Genomic DNA, 17,616 nt, shown 5'->3' with positions numbered 1-17,616 from the left:
CGGTCATACGTTTGGGTGATCGAAACGCGTGCAAACGGCGTCGAACGCGGCGGGCCGGTCGATCGCCGACGCGGTGGGTGCGAATCGGCAGCGGTCGGTGGGGTCGAGACCCCACCCTACACCACCTATTTCTGCCCGAACTGGACCGCCGCCACCTGCTGCGCCACGACTTGCTCGACCGCCTGGCGCACGCCTTGCCGGATCTGCTCGTTGGCCGCGGCCAGCGCGCTGCGCACGACGGCGTCGATCTGCGACTGCAGTTGCTGCACGACGCGCTCGGCGATCCGGCGTTCGAGTTCGTCCCAGTCCGGCTCCGCGGCTGGCGCAGGTTCGGCAACCGGCTCGGCAGCCGGTGCCTCGGGCTCGGCCGGCCCCGATCCCGGCACCGGTTCCAGCACCAGGGGCTCCATCACTACCTCGGTCAACACGGGGATGCTGCTATCGAAGGCCGGGTTCTGGCTCATGATTGTCCTGCGACGAAGTGGGTCAACGGGTAGGACTGCTTCTTGTACGCGACGTAGCGCTGGCGGCCGGCGGCGGCGTCTTGCTCGTCGGTGGAGATGATCTCGAACACGCGGGTGAACTGCGAGAACATGCCGGGCGTGCGCCGCGTCAGGTTCACCAGCATCTCGTAGTGCGGCAGGGCGACGTCGTCGCGGTCGGTGACGATGATCGGCGTCTGCTCGGCCAACGGGTCGCCGGCCAGCACGTGCGGGATGAAATCCGTTTCCGACAGGGTCCACAGGGCGTCGTTCAGGGCGGCGGCCTGGGCCGCGTCCTCGGCCAGCAGCACGACCTTGGCGCGCGTCGACCAGGCCTTGCGCGCCAGGCGGCAGGCATAGCTCAGTTTGTCGGGAATGTTGGTATGGAAGTCGATCCGGGTCATGGTTCAGGATTGTAATGCGAACGGCCCGCCAACGGTGTTCAACCGTGGGCGGGCCGTTGCTTGTTGCTGAGTTGCTGCAAGATTCGTAGAGTGGGCACCCTACGTTTCTGGTCAGCCGTTCATGCCGTTATGGCGCAGCAGGGCGTCGATCGAGGGTTCGCGGCCGCGGAAAGCCTTGAACGATTCGAGCGCCGGGCGCGAGCCGCCCACGGCGAGGATCTCGCGCTGGAAGCGGCGCCCGGTCTCGACCGAGATCTCGCCGCCGCCGGCTTCGACCGCCTCTTCGAAGGCCGCATACGCGTCGGCCGACAGCACTTCCGCCCACTTGTAGCTGTAGTAGCCGGCCGCGTAGCCGCCGGCGAAGATGTGGCCGAAGGAGTGCTGGAAGCGGTTGAAGGACGGCGGGATCAGGACCGCGAACTTCTGGCGCACGTCGTCGATCAGCTCCTGCACGGTCTGCTGGCTGTTCGGGTCGAAGTCGTAGTGCAGGTGCATGTCGATCAGCGAGAATTCCACTTGGCGCAGCGTCTGCATGCCCGACTGGAAGTTCTTCGCCGCCAGCATCTTCTCGTAGAGCGCGCGCGGCAGCGGTTCGCCGGTCTTCACGTGGGCGGTCATGCCTTGCAGCACGTCCCACTCCCAGCAGAAGTTCTCCATGAACTGCGAAGGCAGCTCGACCGCATCCCACTCGACGCCCGAGATGCCCGACACCGACAGCTCCTCGACTTCGGTCAGCATGTGATGCAGGCCGTGGCCGAATTCGTGGAACAAGGTGGTCACCTCGTCGTGCGTGAACAGCGAGGGCTGGAGCTTGCCGTCGACGGTTGCCGGCGGGGTGAAGTTGCAGGTGAGGTAGGCGACCGGGGTCTGGATGATGCCGCCGGTGGTGGTGCGGCGTCCGCGCGCGTCGTCCATCCACGCGCCCTGGCCCTTGCCGGCGCGCGCGTACAGGTCGAAGTAGAACTGGCCGACCAGTTCGCCGTCGCGCTCGATGCGGTAGAAACGCACGTCCGGGTGCCACACGGGCGCATCGTCCGGCTTGATCTGCACCGAGAACAGGTTTTGCACGACCTTGAACAGGCCCTCGATCACCTTATGCTCGGGGAAATATTCCTTTACTTCCTGGGCCGAGAAGGCATAGCGCTTCTCGCGCAGCTTTTCCGAGGTGTAGGCCACGTCCCAGGCCTGCATGTCTTCGATCCCGAGTTCATCTTTCGCGAAGGCGCGCAGTTCAAGCAGGTCCTTCTCGGCGAAGGGGCGGGCGCGGCGTGCCAGGTCTTCGAGGAAGCTGATCACGTGTTCCGGGCTTTCGGCCATCTTCGGCACCAGCGAGACTTCCGCGAAGTTGCGGTAGTCGAGCAGCTTGGCTTCCTCGTCGCGCAGCTTCAGGAGCTGGGCGATGTTGTTCGTGTTGTCCCACTTGTCCAGTTCGCTGAACACGGTGCCGGCGTCCGACGCCTTGGTGGCGCTGGCGCGGTAGATGGTCTCGCGCAGCTGGCGGTTGTCGGCGAACTGCAGCACCGGGAAATAGGACGGGAAATGCAGGGTGAATTGCCAGCCGGCCTTGCCTTGCGCTTCCGCGGCGGCGCGCGCGGCCGCCTTGACGTCGTCGGGGATGCCGGCCAGCTCGTTTTCGTTCTCGACGATCAGCTTGTAGTCGTTGGTGGCGTCGAGCACGTTTTCCGAAAAGCGCGTGGAAATGGCGGCGTGCTGTTCCTGGATCGCGGCGAAGCGCTCCTTCTTGTCGGCCGGCAGCTCGGCGCCGCCCAGGCGGAAGTCGCGCAGGGCGTTCTCGACAATGCGCTTCCTGGCCGGCGACAGGTTGACGAAGTCCGGGTTGGCGCGGATCGCCTTGTACTTGGCGAACAGCGCCTCGTTCTGGCCCAGGATGGTCCAGAACTCGGTGACCTTCGGCTGGTTCTCGTTGTAGGTGGCGCGCAGCTCGGGCGTGTCGGCCACGTGGTTCAGGTGGTTGACGATGCCCCAGGCGCGGCCCAGGCGTTCGGTCGCTTCTTCCAGCGGCACCACGAAATTGTCCCAGGTCACGTTGTCGCTCGGCGCTTCGAGCTTGGCCACCACCTCGGTGGCTTCCTTGATCAGTTGCTCGATGGCTGGCGTGACATGTTCAGGACGGAACAGGTCGAAGCGCGGCAGGCCCGAGAAATCGAGAAGGGGATTACTGGTGTCAATGCTCATGGTGTTCCTTCCTAGGGTTCGGAAATCGCCCCCGAGGGAGCGATCTCGCTTATTTAATCAAGCGACGCCCGGCTTCGGATCCATGCCCGTGGCCTGGGCCAGCTGTTCCTGGCGCTTGCCGAGCACGCGCTCCGCGGACTCGACGGTATTCATCAGGAGCATGGTGATCGTCATCGGGCCGACGCCGCCCGGCACCGGCGTGATGTGGGCGGCCACTTCGCTGACGCCGGCAAAGTCGACGTCGCCGCACAGCTTGCCGGCGTCGTCGCGGTTCATGCCGACGTCGATCACGATCGCGCCCGGCTTGACCATGTCGGCGGCGACGGTGTTGCGGCGGCCGACGGCGGCGACGATCACGTCGGCCTGGCGGGTGTGGTAGCCCAGGTCCGGCGTCGCGCTATGGCAGATGGTGACGGTGGCGTTGGCTTGCAAGAGCAGCAGGGCCATTGGCTTGCCGACGGTGTTCGAGCGTCCGATGACGACCGCATGCTTGCCGCGCAGGTCGAAGCCCGTGCTTTCGATCAGCTTCATGCAGCCGTAGGGCGTGCAGGGGCGGAAGCCCGGCAGGTTGGCGACCAGTTCGCCGGCCGACAGCACCGAGTAGCCGTCGACGTCCTTGCTTGTGGCGATCGCCTCGATCACCTTGCTCGGGTTGATGTGCTTGGGCAGGGGCATCTGCACCAGGATGCCGTGGATGCTCGGGTCCTCGTTGAGGGCGGCGATGCGCGCCAGCAGGGCGGACTCAAGCAGGTCGGCGTCGTACTTTTCCAGCACCGAATGAAAACCGACGTCGCCGCAGGCCTTGACCTTGTTGCGTACGTAGACCTGGCTGGCAGGGTCTTCGCCGACCAGGATCACGGCCAGGCCCGGCTGCTGGCCGGCAGCGCTGAGTTTGGCCGCGCGTTCGGCGATATCGGCGCGCAGTTGTTGGGAAAGTTTGACTCCGTCGATCAGTTGGGCTGGCATGGTGGGGCTCATCACTGGACAAAGATGAAATTATAAGGCCGGCACGGGTATCGCGCGCCGCGCCGCGCGCTTCGTTGTCATATTTACCGATGGGAGGGCAGGTGGCCTTGGTAGGGTGGACACCTGTGTCCACGCGGTATAGGGCGTAGGGTGGGTTCTCGAACCCACGCGGAATGAACGCATGCGTCATCGCGACGCAAGCGCAGGTCCGCGCATGCGATTGGGCGTTGTCATGCCGCGCGATGACGCATCGGTTCGACCGCGTGGGTTCAAGAACCCACCCTACGAAACCCGTTTTTGCATCGGTAATTCCATATTATGAAACGAAATATCGTAATTTGAAAAAGCCAAGGTGCACTGGTAGAATCGCACGGCTTAATTTCATGTTTACTGTTCATCAAATCCGCCGCCGGCGATCTGGGGATCGGGGTGGGGCATAAACCAAGGAGACGCACTGATATGTCAGCTCAACTCGATCAATTGACGGCCCAGGCCGCCAATGACCCGGACGCCCTCGAGACCAAGGAATGGCTCGACGCGCTCGAGGCGGTCATCGAAAACGAAGGTACCGAGCGCGCCCACTACCTGATGGAGCGCCTGGTCGACCTGGCGCGCCGCCGCGGCGCGCACATCCCGTTCTCGAGCAACACCGCCTACGTGAACACCATCCCGGCCCACCTGAACGTGAACTGCCCGGGCAACCTCGAATACGAAGAGCGCCTGCGCTCGTGGATGCGCTGGAACGCGATGGCGATGGTGGTCAAGGCCAACCGCGCCGACGGCGACCTGGGCGGCCACATCTCCTCGTTCGCCTCGCTGGCGAACATGCTGGGCATCGGCTTCAACCACTTCTGGCACGCCCCGACCGAAGAGCACGGCGGCGACCTGCTCTACATCCAGGGCCACAGCTCGCCCGGCATCTACGCGCGCGCCTTCCTCGAAGGCCGCCTGAGCGAAGACCAGCTGCTGAACTTCCGCCGCGAAGTCGACGGCAAGGGCCTGTCCTCGTATCCGCACCCGAAACTGATGCCGGATTTCTGGCAGTTCCCGACCGTGTCGATGGGCCTCGGGCCGCTGATGGCGATCTACCAGGCGCGCTTCCTGAAGTACCTGCACGCGCGCGGCATCGCCAAGACCGACAACCGCAAGGTCTGGGTCTTCTGCGGCGACGGCGAGATGGACGAGCCGGAATCGATGGGCGCGATCGGCATGGCCGCGCGCGAGCAGCTCGACAACCTGGTCATGGTCGTCAACTGCAACCTGCAGCGCCTGGACGGCCCGGTGCGCGGCAACGGCAAGATCATCCAGGAACTGGAAGCGGACTTCCGCGGGGCCGGCTGGAACGTCGTCAAGGTCATCTGGGGCTCGCAGTGGGACGCCCTGCTGTCGAAGGACAAGGACGGCATCCTGCAGCGCGTGATGATGGAAACCGTCGACGGCGAATACCAGAACTACAAGGCCAAGGATGGCGCCTACGTGCGCAAGCACTTCTTCGGCAAGCACCCCGAGCTGCTGAAGATGGTCGCCAACATGAGCGACGACGACATCTGGCGCCTGACCCGCGGCGGCCACGACCCGCACAAGATCTATGCCGCCTTCAAGAACGCGCAGGAGAACAAGGGTTCGCCGACCGTGCTGCTGGTGAAGACCGTCAAGGGCTTCGGCATGGGCAAGTCGGGCGAGGCGCGCAACACCGCGCACCAGACCAAGAAGCTCGACGACGAGGCGATCCGCGAAATGCGCGACCGCTTCAACATCCCTATTCCCGACGACAAGCTGGCCGAGATCCCGTTCTTCAAGCCGTCCGACGACGCGCCTGAAATGAAGTACCTGCACGAGCGCCGCCAAGCCCTCGGCGGCTACCTGCCGCAGCGCCGTTCGAAGGCCGACGAGCAGCTGGTCGTGCCGCCGCTGGAGTCGTTCAAGGCCGTGCTCGAGCCGACCGCGCCGGGCCGCGAGATCTCGACCACCCAGTCCTACGTCCGCGTGCTGACCAGCCTGCTGAAAGACCAGAGCCTGGGCCAGCGCATCGTCCCGATCCTGGTCGACGAATCGCGTACCTTCGGCATGGAAGGCCTGTTCCGCCAGATCGGCATCTTCAACCAGCAGGGCCAGCTGTACGAACCGGTCGACAAGGACCAGGTCATGTACTACCGCGAAGACAAGGCCGGCCAGATCCTGCAGGAAGGCATCAACGAAGCGGGCGGCATGAGCTCGTGGATCGCCGCGGCGACCTCGTACTCGTCGAACAACCGCACCATGATCCCGTTCTACACGTTCTACTCGATGTTCGGCATGCAGCGCGTGGGCGACCTGGTCTGGCTGGCGGGCGACATCCGTGCGCGCGGCTTCCTGATGGGCGGCACCGCCGGCCGTACGACCCTGAACGGCGAAGGCCTGCAGCACGAGGACGGCCACAGCCACATCATCGCGGCGACCGTCCCGAACTGCCTGCCGTACGACCCTACTTTTGGGCACGAAGTGGCGGTGATCATCCGTGACGGCCTGCGCCGCATGGTGGAAGAACAGGAAGACGTGTTCTACTACATCACCATCATGAACGAGAACTACGAGCAGCCGGGCCTGAAGCCAGGCCAGGAAGAGGGCATCCTGAAGGGCATGTATTTGTTCCAGGAAGGCGACAAAGAGCTTGGAAACCGCGTCCAGCTGATCGGCTGCGGCACCATCCTGCGCGAATCGATCTTCGCCGCCGAGCTGCTGAAGAACGACTGGGGCGTCGCCGCCGACATCTGGTCCGCACCGTCGCTGACGCTGCTGGCCCGAGACGGCCAGGACGCCGAGCGCTGGAACATGGTCAACCCGGACGCGGAGCAGCGCGTGCCGTACGTGACCTCGCTGATGCAAAACACGACCGGCCCGATCGTCGCGACCACCGACTACATGCGCATGTTCGCCGAGCAGATCCGCGCCTACATGCCGAAGGAGCGCACCTATAAAGTGCTCGGCACCGACGGCTTCGGCCGTTCGGATTCGCGCGTCAAGCTGCGCGAGTTCTTCGAGGTGAACCGCTACTACGTCACCGTCGCCGCCCTGCGCGCGCTGGCCGACGAAGGCAAGATCGACAAGGCCGTCGTGGCCCAGGCGATCGCCAAGTACGGCATCGACGCCAACAAGCCGAATCCGGTGACCCAGTAATCAATGCGAGTAGTGTGTGCTGGCCCTTCGGGGCTGGTGCGTGCTGTTCAGCCAGATAAAAAATAACGGAGCTAACACTATGAGCATTGTGGAAGTCAAAGTCCCTGACATCGGCGACTTCAAGGAAGTCGAGGTCATCGAACTGATGGTCAAGCCGGGCGACACGATCAAGGTCGACCAGTCGCTGGTGACCGTCGAGTCGGACAAGGCGAGCATGGAGATCCCGTCCAGCCATGCGGGCGTCGTCAAGGAAGTGAAAGTGAAGGTCGGCGACAAGGTCGCCGAGGGTTCGCTCGTGCTGCTGCTCGAAGAAGCGGGCGACGCCGCCGCGCCTGCGCCGGCTGCTGCCGCTGCCGCACCGGCACCCGCGCCGGCCGCAGCTGAACCTGCACCCGCGCCGGCCGCTGCGCCCGCAGCCGCTGGCGGCATCGTCGAAGTCACCGTGCCGGACATCGGCGACTTCAAGGAAGTCGAAGTCATCGAGCTGATGGTCAAGCCGGGCGACCAGATCAAGGTCGACCAGTCGCTGATCACGGTCGAATCGGACAAGGCGAGCATGGAGATCCCGTCCAGCCACGCCGGCACCGTCAAGGAAGTGAAGGTCAAGGTCGGCGACAAGGTCGCCAAGGGTTCGCTGGTGCTGCTGGTAGAGTCCACTGGCGGTGCCGCCGCTGCGCCTGCCGCAGCAGCTCCCGCACCAGCCGCCGCGGCGTCTGCTCCGGCGGCCGCCCCTGCGTCCGCTGCTGCTGCCCCTGCCGCTGCGCCCGCGCCGGCAGCCGCACCAAGCCAGGGCGTCACCGGCTCGAAAGCCCACGCCTCGCCGTCGATCCGCAAGTTCGCCCGCGAACTGGGCGTGGACCTGGCGCGCGTGCCGGGCACCGGCCCGAAAGGCCGCATTACCCAGCAGGACGTGCAGAACTTCGTCAAGGGCGTGATGGCCGCGCCGCAGGCCGCCGCTGCGCCTGCGAAGGCCGGCGGTTCGGGCGTCGGCCTGGACGTGCTGCCATGGCCGTCGCTGGACTTCTCGAAGTTCGGCCCGACCGAAACCGTGGCCCTGCCGCGCATCAAGAAGATCTCCGGCCCGAACCTGCACCGCAACTGGGTCATGATCCCGCACGTGACCCACTTCGAGGACGCCGACGTCACCGACCTGGAACAGTTCCGCGTCGATTCGAACGCCGCGCTGGCCAAGCAGAAGTCGACCGTCAAGCTGACCATGCTGGCCTTCGTCATCAAGGCATCGGTCGCCGCACTGAAGAAGTTCCCGCAATTTAATTCGTCGCTGTCGGAAGACGGCGCCAGCCTGATCGTCAAGCAGTACTACAACATCGGCTTCGCCGCCGACACCCCGAACGGCCTGGTGGTCCCGGTCGTCAAGGATGCCGACAAGAAGACCATCTCGCAGATCGCCGTCGAAATGGGCGAACTCTCGGCCCAGGCGCGCGACGGCAAGCTGTCGCCCGCTAACATGCAGGGCGCGACCTTCACCATCTCGTCGCTGGGCGGCATCGGCGGCACGGCCTTTACGCCGATCATCAACGCGCCGGAAGTCGCGATCCTCGGCCTGTCGAAGTCGGCGATGAAGCCGGTCTGGGACGGCTCGGCCTTCCAGCCGCGCCTGATGCTGCCGCTGTCGCTGTCCTACGATCACCGCGTGATCGACGGCGCCGGCGCCGCGCGCTTCGCCGCCTACCTGGCCGACGTCCTGGCCGACCTGCGCAAGACCCTTCTGTAAGGAGCGCCGAGCATGAGTACTGTTGAAGTAAAGGTCCCGAACATCGGCGACTTCAAGGACGTCGAGATCATCGAGCTGATGGTGAAGCCGGGCGACACCATCAAGGTCGACCAGTCGCTCGTCACCGTCGAGTCGGACAAGGCCTCGATGGAGATTCCGTCGACCCACGCCGGCGTGGTGCAGGAACTGAAGGTCAAGGTCGGCGACAAGGTGAACGAAGGCTCGCTGCTGCTGACCGTCGAGGAAAGCGGTGCGGGTGCGGATGCGCCTGCCGCTTCGGCGCCGGCGCCTGCCGCTGCCGCGCCTGCTGCGCAGATCGGCGCGCAGGCCGTGGCTCCCACCGCGGCCGCAGGCCCGACCGATTCGTACGCACCGGCCCACAAGGCCGACGCCGCCGCCCCGAACGCCGTGCCTGCGCCGAACGCGGCCAGCTACAGCGGCCAGGTCGACGTCGAATGCGAAATGATGGTGCTGGGCGCCGGCCCCGGCGGCTATTCGGCCGCCTTCCGCTCGGCCGACCTCGGCATGAACACGGTGCTGGTCGAGAAGTACGCCACCCTCGGCGGCGTCTGCCTGAACGTGGGCTGCATCCCGTCCAAGGCGCTGCTGCACGTGGCGCACATCATGGACGAGACCGCGCACATGGCCGACCTCGGCGTCTCCTTCGCCAAGCCGGATGTGGACATCGACAAGCTGCGCGCCTACAAGGACAAGGTCATCAAGACCATGACCGGCGGCCTGGCCGGCATGGCCAAGGCACGCAAGGTCAACGTGGTGCAGGGCGTGGGCCAGTTCCTCAGCCCGAACCACATCGAAGTCACCGGCCCGGACGGCGCGAAAAAGGTCGTGAAGTTCGCAAAAGCGATCATCGCGGCCGGTTCCTCGGTGGTGAAGCTGCCCTTCGTGCCGGAAGATCCGCGCATCGTCGACTCGACCGGCGCGCTGGAATTGCGCCAGGTACCGAAGCGCATGCTGGTCATCGGCGGCGGCATCATCGGCCTGGAAATGGCAACCGTGTACTCGACCCTGGGTGCGCGCATCGACGTGGTCGAGATGATGGACGGCCTGATGCAGGGCGCCGACCGCGAGGCGGTCAAGGTCTGGCAGAAGTTCAACGCACACCGCTTCGACAACATCATGTTGAAGACCAAGACCGTCGGCGTGGAAGCGCTGCCGGAAGGGATCAAGGTGACGTTCGAGTCGGCCGAAGCGGGCGTGGCCGCACCGGCGCCGCAGACCTACGACCTGGTGCTGGTGGCCGTGGGCCGCAGCCCGAACGGCAAGAAGATCGCCGCGGACAAAGCCGGCGTGGCGGTCACCGACCGCGGCTTCATCCCGGTCGACGGCCAGATGCGCACCAACGTGCCGCACATCTTCGCCATCGGCGACCTGGTGGGCCAGCCGATGCTGGCGCACAAGGCCGTGCATGAAGCCCACGTCGCGGCCGAAGCCGCGCACGGCGAGAAGGCCTTCTTCGACGCAAAGGTGATCCCGTCGGTGGCCTACACCGATCCGGAAGTGGCATGGGTCGGCCTGACCGAGGACGAAGCCAAGCAGAAGGGCATCGCGGTCGAGAAGGGCCACTTCCCGTGGGCCGCCTCGGGCCGCGCCGTCGCCAACGGCCGCTCGGAAGGCTTCACCAAGCTGCTGTTCGACGCCGAGACCCACCGCATCATCGGCGGCACCATCGTCGGCACCAGCGCCGGCGACATGATCGGCGAGATCGCCCTCGCCATCGAGATGGGCGCGGACGGCGTGGACATCGGCAAGACCATCCACCCGCACCCGACCCTGGGCGAGTCGATCGGCATGGCGGCGGAAGTCTACAAGGGCGTCTGCACCGATTTGCCGCCGCCGCGCAAGCGCTAAGCGGCAACTAAGCGGCAACTAAGCGGCAACTAAGCGGCAACTAAGCGGCAGCGTCGCATCGACGAGAAAAACGGGACCGGATGGTCCCGTTTTTTTTCGTCATGTTGATGCCTCCCAAACGCCTCTCGCCTTGGTCCTCGACACCTGGCTGGAGTGTGGGAATATCCGAACGGACGGCAGCGAGACAGCATGGCTGTGTCGATCGTTGGGAGGATGGATGGACAAGCCCGCACTGAGCTGGACAAGCAAGAGCGAGCGGCGCCCGGTCGCACCCGGCGTGCTGGTCGAGGTGCCCGCGCTCTCGTACCATGCCCCCGGCCAGGAGCGCGCAGACCGGCGCCTCGGGAACAAGCTGGTCTTCGGCGACAACCTGGCGGCGCTGGCGGCGCTCGCGCCCGACTATGCGGGCCGGGTGCGTTGCGTCTTCATCGACCCGCCCTACAACACGGGCAGCGCGTTCGCCCAGTACGACGACGGCCTCGCGCATGCGCGCTGGCTCGGCCTGATGCGCGACCGCCTGGAACTGCTGCGGGTACTCCTGTCGGAGCAGGGTTCCCTGTGGATCTCGATCGACGACCACGAGTCGCACTACCTGAAGGTCTTGTGCGACGAAATCTTCGGCCGCGCGAACTTCGTCGCCAACGTGGTCTGGCAGAAGAAGTACACGATCGCGAACGACGCCCGGTGGCTGTCGGACAATCACGACCACATCCTCGTGTATGCGAAGGACAAGACGCAGTGGCGCCCGAACCGGCTGCCGCGCACCGAGGTCATGAAGGCGCGCTATCGCAATCCCGATCGCCATCCGAAGGGACCATGGAAGGCCACGCCGCTGCATGCGAAAAGCGGGTCGCACGGCAGCCGGGCGTTCTCGTTCACCTTCAGCAATGGCGCGGTGTGGCAGCCGCCGGCCGGGACCTTTCCGCGCTTCTCCAGCGAGACGCTGCGGCGCCTTGACCAGGGCGGCGAGATCTGGTTCGGCAAGCGCGGCACCACCGCGCCCGCGCGCAAGACCTTCCTGGCCGAGCTCGCGGACGCGGGCACGCCCAGCCCGACCATTTGGCTGCATGCCGAGGCCGGCCACAACCACGAGGCGCGCGACGAGGCCAGGGCCGTCCATCCGGACCAGCCCTTCGACACCCCGAAGCCCGAACGGCTGCTGCACCGGATCATCCACCTGGCGACCGCGCCCGGCGACATCGTGCTGGACTGCTTCGCCGGCTCGGGGACGACCGGGGCGGTGGCGCACAAGATGGGGCGGCGCTGGGTGATGGTCGAATGCGGCCGGCATTGCGAATCGCATATCGTGCCGCGCCTGAGGATGGTGATCGACGGCCGCGACCAGGGCGGCATGTCGCCGGCGCTGGCCTGGAAGGGCGGCGGCGGCTTCGACTTCTACACGCTGGCGGCGCCTGGCATCTCGTGAGCGCATCGGCAGCCGGGATGCGCGGCGCCGGCCTTGCCGCGCCGCCGATCCCGAAATGCTGCTTCAATGAGCGCATCGGCCGCATTCAGGCGCACAATTCAGGCGCACAACAAGGAGCGACAACATGGATATCGGATTCATCGGCCTGGGCGCCATGGGACGCGGGATGGCGGCGAACCTGCTGCGCCCCGGGCACCCGCTGCGCGTGTGGAACCGCAGCGCGGGGCCCATGCAGGAACTGGCGGTGCAGGGCGCGCACGCCGTCGACAGTCCGGCCGCGGCGGGCGCGGTCGACGTGCTGTTTACGATGCTGGCCGACGATGCGGCCACGCGCGCCGTGCTGGTCGAGGGCGGCGTGCTCGATGCACTGCAGCCCGGCAGCATCCACGTGAACATGGCCACCGTCTCGGTCGCCTTTGCGCGCGAGATGGCGGCGCTGCACGCCGCGCGCGGCGTCGGCTATGTCGCGGCGCCCGTGCTGGGCCGGGTCGACGTCGCCGCGGCCGGCAAGCTGAACATCGTCGCGGCCGGTCCGGCCGCGCTGATCGAGCGCGTCCAGCCGCTGTTCGACCTGATGGGGCAGAAGACCTGGTGTTTCGGCGAGGCGCCGGAACAGGCCAACGCGGTCAAGCTCGGCGCCAACCTGGCGCTGGCCTGCGCGATCGAAGCGATGGGCGAATCGGCGGCGCTGGCCGGCGCGCACGGCATCCCGGCCGCGGATTTCCTCGACCTCCTGAGCCAGACCCTGTTCGCCGGCTCGCCCGTCTACAAGGGCTACGGCGGGATGATCGCGCAGGAGCGCTACAGCCCCGCCGGCTTCAAGCTCACGCTCGGCCTGAAGGACGTGGGCCTGGCCAACGACGCCGCGGCCGGGCAGGGCCTGCGCCTGCGTTTCGGCTCGGTGTTGCGCGACACGCTGCAGGAAGCCGTGCAGCGCGGCGACGGCGATCTCGACCTGGCGGCGTTGGCGCGCATGTCGAAGTAGGGTGCGGTCCGCGCCGGAACATCTCAGCGGTGCGCCGTCACCAGCGCGCCGCGGCGCTCGCCGCGCATGGTCCGGCGTTCGCCGGTCACCGAGGGCGCCTCTTCGCGTTCGAGCAGGATCCGGTACAGGGCGCCGGCCAGCGTTCCGCCCAGCAGCGGCGCGAGCCAGAACAGCCACAGCTGCGAGACCGCCCAGGCGCCGGCGAACAGGGCCGGTCCTGTGCTGCGCGCCGGGTTGACCGAGGTATTGGTCACCGGGATGCTGATCAGGTGGACCAGGGTCAGGGCCAGGCCGATCGCCAGGCCGGCGAAGTCGACCGGGGCCCGTGCATGGGTGGCGGCGAGGATGATCAGCACGAACATGAAGGTCATCACCACCTCGCAGATGATGGCGGAGCCGAGCGCGCAATTGCCCGGCGAGTGCTCGCCATAGCCGTTGGCGGCGAAGCCGGCGGCCGCATCGAAGCCGGGCTTGCCGCTGGCGATCGCGTACAGCACCGCCGCTGCGGCGATGGCGCCGGCGACCTGGATCAGCATGTAGGGGCCGATCAGCTTGGCGGGGAAGCGTCCGCCGGCCCAGAGCCCAAGCGTGACGGCGGGATTGAAGTGGCCGCCGGAGATCGGACCGAGCGCATAGGCTGCGGTCAACACGGTCAGCCCGAAGGCCAGCGACACCCCGGTCAGGCCGATCCCGACCTCGGGGAAGGTGGCGGCCAGCACGGCGCTGCCGCAGCCGCCCAGCACGAGCCAGAAGGTGCCGATGAATTCGGCGATCAGTTTGCGCAACATGGCTACTCCTTCGCGAAAGGTGCAGGAAGCCGCGCCATCCGCCACGGACGCCGCGGGGCACCAATCATTCTAGGCGCATGCTCGCCGGACGCCAGCCAAATCGTGCAGCAGCCCGCCTGAAGCCCAGTACAGGCCGGACTGCTCTACATCTGGCGGAACAGGTCGACGTAGTTGCGGCTGACCACCAGTTGCTCTTCCCGCCCCTTGAGCCTGACGTGCAGCCGCCCGCGGAAATCGGTGCGGGTGCCGGCCACGTGGCGGGCGGCGACGATCACGCCGCGGTGGATCTGCCAGAACTGCTGCGGGTCGAGCTGTTCCTTCAGCTTCGACAGCGGCGTGCGGATCAGGCTTTCGCCGTCCGGCAGGAAGATGCTGGTGTACTTGTCGTTGCTCTGGAAGTAAATCACTTCGTCGATGGCGATCAGGCGCGTGTCCTGGCCCTGCGCGGCGCGGATCCATTGCAGCGGCGCCGGCGCCGGAGCGGGTGCTGCTGCGGTCGCGCCCTGGGCCGCGCCGAGCTGGCGCAGCAGGGCCTGCAAGGCATCCGGCGCCAGGTTCGGGGCCGGCGTGGATGCGCGCAGGGCCTCGCGCAGCCGCTCGACGGTGCGCTGCAGACGGTCCAGCCCGATAGGTTTGAGCAGGTAATCGAAGGCGGCATGCTCGAAGGCCTTCAGTGCGTACTCTTCATGCGCGGTGGTGAACACGACGCGCGGCGGCCGGCCGCCGGCGCACAGGCGCGCGGCCAGCTCGAGGCCGGTGAGGCCCGGCATGCGGATGTCGAGGAAGACGACCTCGGGCGCCAGCACATCGATCAGTTCGAGCGCCTGCACGCCGTTGGCGGCGCGCACGATGCGCAGCTCCGGCCAGGCCTGCGCCAGCTGGGCGGCCAGGTAATCGAGCAGGTGGGGTTCGTCGTCGGCGATCAGGGCGCGTGGGGAGTCGATGGCGGCACCTTGGTGAATGGCAGCAGCAGGCGCGCGCGCACGCCGCAGGGCTGGTTTTCGAGTAATTGTAGCCCGGCGCCGGGCCCGTGCAGCTGGCGCACCCGCTCGCGCAGGTTGGCCAGGCCGACCCCGCCGCCCGGACGCGGCGGCGCGGGTTGGGCCAGGCCCATGCCGGTGTCGCCGACCTCGACGCACAAGGCGTCGCCGACGAGGCTGGCGCGCACCACGATCTCGCCGCCCTCGAGCTTGGGTTCGATGCCGTGCATGACGGCGTTCTCGACCAGCGGCTGCAGCAGCATCGGCGCGATCGGCAGCGTACGGCAGTCGGGTTCGGCCTCGATCCGGTAGCGCAGCCGTGGGCCCAGGCGCACCGCGAGCACGTCGAGGTAGGCGCGCACGAGGTCGAGTTCGCCGCCGAGCGTGGCGGCCTCGGCCCGGCTGGCGGCGAGGCTGGCCCGCAGGTAGTCGATGAAGCGCTCCAGCATGCGGCGCGCCTGCGCCGGCTGGGTGTCGATCAGGCTGACCACGTTGGCCAGGGTGTTGTACAGGAAGTGCGGCTCGATCTGGGCCTGCAGGGCGCGCAGGCGGGCCTCGGACAGCAGTCTGCCGGCCGTTGCGATCTGCTCCTGCTGGCGCGCGGCCTGGGTGGCGCGCTCGGCGCGCCGTTCGCCGATCGAGAGCGAGATGCGCATGATCACGGCGGTGACGATGGCATAGGCCGCGATCCTGGTCAGCGCGTTCGAGCGGATCAGGCCGAGCGGATCGTCACCCGACAGCAAGACCCGGGCGAGGGCGATGCCGACGATGGCGCACACGCCCGCCACGACGATCTGCACCAGGCGCCGCGTCTGGCGCTTGCCCGTCATCAGCTGCGGCGCCCAGCGGTACACGGCAAACAAGGCGCCATGGATCAGGAAACCGACGATGTTGGCTGCCAGCAGCATGCCCAGCCAGTTACCCAGCAGCGACGGCGGCGTCCTGGCGAGCAACTGCTCGACCGCCGTCAGCACCGTGCCGACCAGGCAATTCCAGACGAAGGTGAAGAACAAGTCGCGCCAGGGCGACGCTTGCGCGCGGCGCAGGGGCAGGATGGCTTCGAGCGGATGCCTGCCTTGCGCGGCGGATTCGGTGTTGTCCATAAAAGTGGAATGGTTCATGAGCTTGCAAAATTACCATGAAAGCAATGCGCGGTGCGATAGGACAAGCTGGCGACGGCCAGCGGGCCATCGCTGACGTGGCCGGCGTCGAACACCGTCAGCGCCGTGATGCCCTTGCGTGTGTCCTGCGCCACGCCGACCAGGTAGCCATCGGTCTCAAGGCGGGCATGGCGGCGCGGCACCAGCACGTGCTCCTCGACCTGCCAGCCGGCTTCGAAGCGGTAGCTGTCGGCCTTGCCGCTGTCGGTGTCGACCAGGTGGACGGTATCGAGCACGAGTTCGCGGTTGGCGCGGTCGCAGCCGAGCAGGGCCAGGCGGCGGTGGCGCTGGCCGACCACTTGCGGCATCACGCGCGGGAACTCGCTGGCGCCGAGCAGGCGGGTACTGGTCGCCTTTCCGCTGGCGTAGTCGAGGCAGACCTGCACCGCCTGGCTGTGGCCCGACGTGTTCGGCTGGCGCTCGCCCAGCATCAGGCCGCCCAGGCCGGCCAAGGCATCGCCCTGGTGCAGGACCAGGTCGAAGCGGGTGCAGGCGCCGTCTTCCCAGGCGTTCCCGAAGTGGAACACCATCTGCGGCGGCAGCTCGAACACCTGACGCACGGCGAGCGTGTCCTTGGACACCACGACGATGCGCGTCGGCCGCGCCTGCGGGCCGCCTTCAGCTCCACCTCCAGCCCAGATGTGACGCTCGGCCAGGCTGCGCCCGCGGTCCGCGCTGAGGTCGTAGGGCGGCACCACGAAGATCAGGTGCTTCGCGCTGACGACGAAATCGTGCACCAGCGCCAGTTGCGGCACCTCGACGATGGCAGTGCGCTGCAGGGCGCCGTCGGCGCCGATCCGGTACAGGGCCAGGCGGTTGGCGCCAGGCATCGCGCCGAAGTTCCACATGCCGCCCTCCGGGTCGAGCTTCGGGTGGGCCGAGAAGGGCATCGCCTGGATGTCCTCGCGCCAGGTCTTGATGCCGACGGTGGCCAGGCTGTCGGGATCCATCTCCGTGGCCGAGCCGCCTTCCCACAGCGCATAGAGGCGGCCGGCGAAGGGCAGCAGGTTGGTGTTGGCGGCGTTCATCGTGTCGTTGTCGCGCACGCCGCGCCGCGCCACATGGGTGCCGAAGGCGGGATACAGGAACTGGCCGGCCTGCGACTCGTCGAGGAAACGCCGGGTTTCGACGAAGCGGCCATGGTGGGCGACCTTGCCGCCGGCGATGGTCCAGCGCTGCGCGAAGCCGTCGCCGTCGAACCAGTGGTGGTAGCGCTCGCCGCCGAGCTCGAAGCGCCCGGGGCCGTTGCGGTAGAAGCTGCCCTGCAGGTCGCGCGGCAGGCGGCCCTTGACGACGGCAGTGCCCGACTGCTCGCCGGCCAGGTCGGCGTAGACCGCGAGCGATTTGTCGCGGGCGAGGGCGGCGTGGAAGCGGCGCAGGGTCTCGGCATCGGCGCGCGCGCTGCCGGCCGCAGCCAGCGCGCCCAGGGTGATCCCGGCCTGGAGGAAATGGCGGCGGTCCATGGCGGC

12 protein-coding genes and 1 pseudogene are annotated in these 17,616 nt (G+C 67.2%); 5 read left to right on the top strand and 8 right to left on the bottom strand.

Annotated features, from left to right (window positions below):
- Positions 1-125: 125 nt before the first annotated feature.
- From ACFOPH_RS14065 to folD, 4 genes are all read right to left on the bottom strand, one after another.
- On the bottom strand, positions 126-464 hold the full coding sequence (locus ACFOPH_RS14065; protein WP_312551876.1) for a hypothetical protein: 339 nt from the start codon (positions 462-464) through the stop codon (positions 126-128).
- Positions 461-886: a DNA polymerase III subunit chi gene (locus ACFOPH_RS14060; RefSeq protein ID WP_379735905.1), complete on the bottom strand. Its 426-nt coding sequence runs from the start codon at positions 884-886 to the stop codon at positions 461-463. The genes ACFOPH_RS14065 and ACFOPH_RS14060 overlap by 4 nt, the downstream gene beginning before the upstream one ends.
- Positions 887-997: 111 nt before the next feature.
- Entirely contained in the window at positions 998-3,082 is a 2,085-nt protein-coding gene (locus tag ACFOPH_RS14055) for a M3 family metallopeptidase (protein WP_379735903.1), read from the bottom strand.
- Between the two features lie 57 nt (positions 3,083-3,139).
- Positions 3,140-4,048: a bifunctional methylenetetrahydrofolate dehydrogenase/methenyltetrahydrofolate cyclohydrolase FolD gene (gene folD / locus ACFOPH_RS14050; RefSeq protein WP_379735901.1), complete on the bottom strand. Its 909-nt coding sequence runs from the start codon at positions 4,046-4,048 to the stop codon at positions 3,140-3,142.
- A gap of 459 nt (positions 4,049-4,507) precedes the next feature.
- Between folD and aceE the strand changes: the two genes are divergently transcribed.
- The 5 genes and pseudogenes from aceE to ACFOPH_RS14025 form a co-directional block, all read left to right on the top strand.
- Positions 4,508-7,204 (top strand): pyruvate dehydrogenase (acetyl-transferring), homodimeric type, encoded by a 2,697-nt coding sequence (aceE, locus tag ACFOPH_RS14045; RefSeq protein ID WP_379735899.1) that lies wholly within the window; start codon positions 4,508-4,510, stop codon positions 7,202-7,204.
- A 79-nt stretch (positions 7,205-7,283) separates the two neighbouring features.
- Positions 7,284-8,939, top strand: a complete 1,656-nt coding sequence (gene aceF, locus ACFOPH_RS14040; protein WP_379735897.1) for a dihydrolipoyllysine-residue acetyltransferase — start codon at positions 7,284-7,286, stop codon at positions 8,937-8,939.
- A gap of 12 nt (positions 8,940-8,951) precedes the next feature.
- Complete coding sequence (lpdA, locus tag ACFOPH_RS14035) at positions 8,952-10,808, top strand: dihydrolipoyl dehydrogenase (protein ID WP_379735895.1); 1,857 nt, start codon at positions 8,952-8,954, stop codon at positions 10,806-10,808.
- 217 nt (positions 10,809-11,025) lie between these two features.
- A complete protein-coding gene (locus ACFOPH_RS14030) occupies positions 11,026-12,234 on the top strand; it encodes a site-specific DNA-methyltransferase (protein WP_379735893.1) in 1,209 nt (402 codons plus the stop codon).
- Between the two features lie 115 nt (positions 12,235-12,349).
- Positions 12,350-13,219, top strand: a pseudogene (locus ACFOPH_RS14025) (NAD(P)-dependent oxidoreductase); the annotation flags it as partial.
- 23 nt (positions 13,220-13,242) lie between these two features.
- Here ACFOPH_RS14025 and aqpZ read toward each other — a convergent pair.
- The 4 genes from aqpZ to ACFOPH_RS14005 all read right to left on the bottom strand — a co-directional run bounded on the left by aqpZ (position 13,243) and on the right by ACFOPH_RS14005 (position 17,610).
- A complete protein-coding gene (aqpZ, locus tag ACFOPH_RS14020; protein ID WP_379735891.1) occupies positions 13,243-14,007 on the bottom strand; it encodes an aquaporin Z in 765 nt (254 codons plus the stop codon).
- 143 nt (positions 14,008-14,150) lie between these two features.
- A complete protein-coding gene (locus tag ACFOPH_RS14015) occupies positions 14,151-14,909 on the bottom strand; it encodes a LytR/AlgR family response regulator transcription factor (protein ID WP_379737934.1) in 759 nt (252 codons plus the stop codon).
- A 20-nt stretch (positions 14,910-14,929) separates the two neighbouring features.
- Positions 14,930-16,090: a sensor histidine kinase gene (locus ACFOPH_RS14010; protein WP_379735889.1), complete on the bottom strand. Its 1,161-nt coding sequence runs from the start codon at positions 16,088-16,090 to the stop codon at positions 14,930-14,932.
- A 14-nt stretch (positions 16,091-16,104) separates the two neighbouring features.
- Positions 16,105-17,610 (bottom strand): carotenoid oxygenase family protein, encoded by a 1,506-nt coding sequence (locus ACFOPH_RS14005; RefSeq protein WP_379735887.1) that lies wholly within the window; start codon positions 17,608-17,610, stop codon positions 16,105-16,107.
- Positions 17,611-17,616 lie beyond the last annotated feature (6 nt).

Origin of the sequence: Massilia haematophila (genome assembly GCF_042647645.1) — a bacterium.
GTDB classification, from domain to species: Bacteria; Pseudomonadota; Gammaproteobacteria; order Burkholderiales; family Burkholderiaceae_D; genus Telluria; species Telluria haematophila.
The sequence above is the reverse complement of the archived record's forward strand: the minus strand, read 5'-3'. Positions and strand labels throughout refer to the sequence as shown.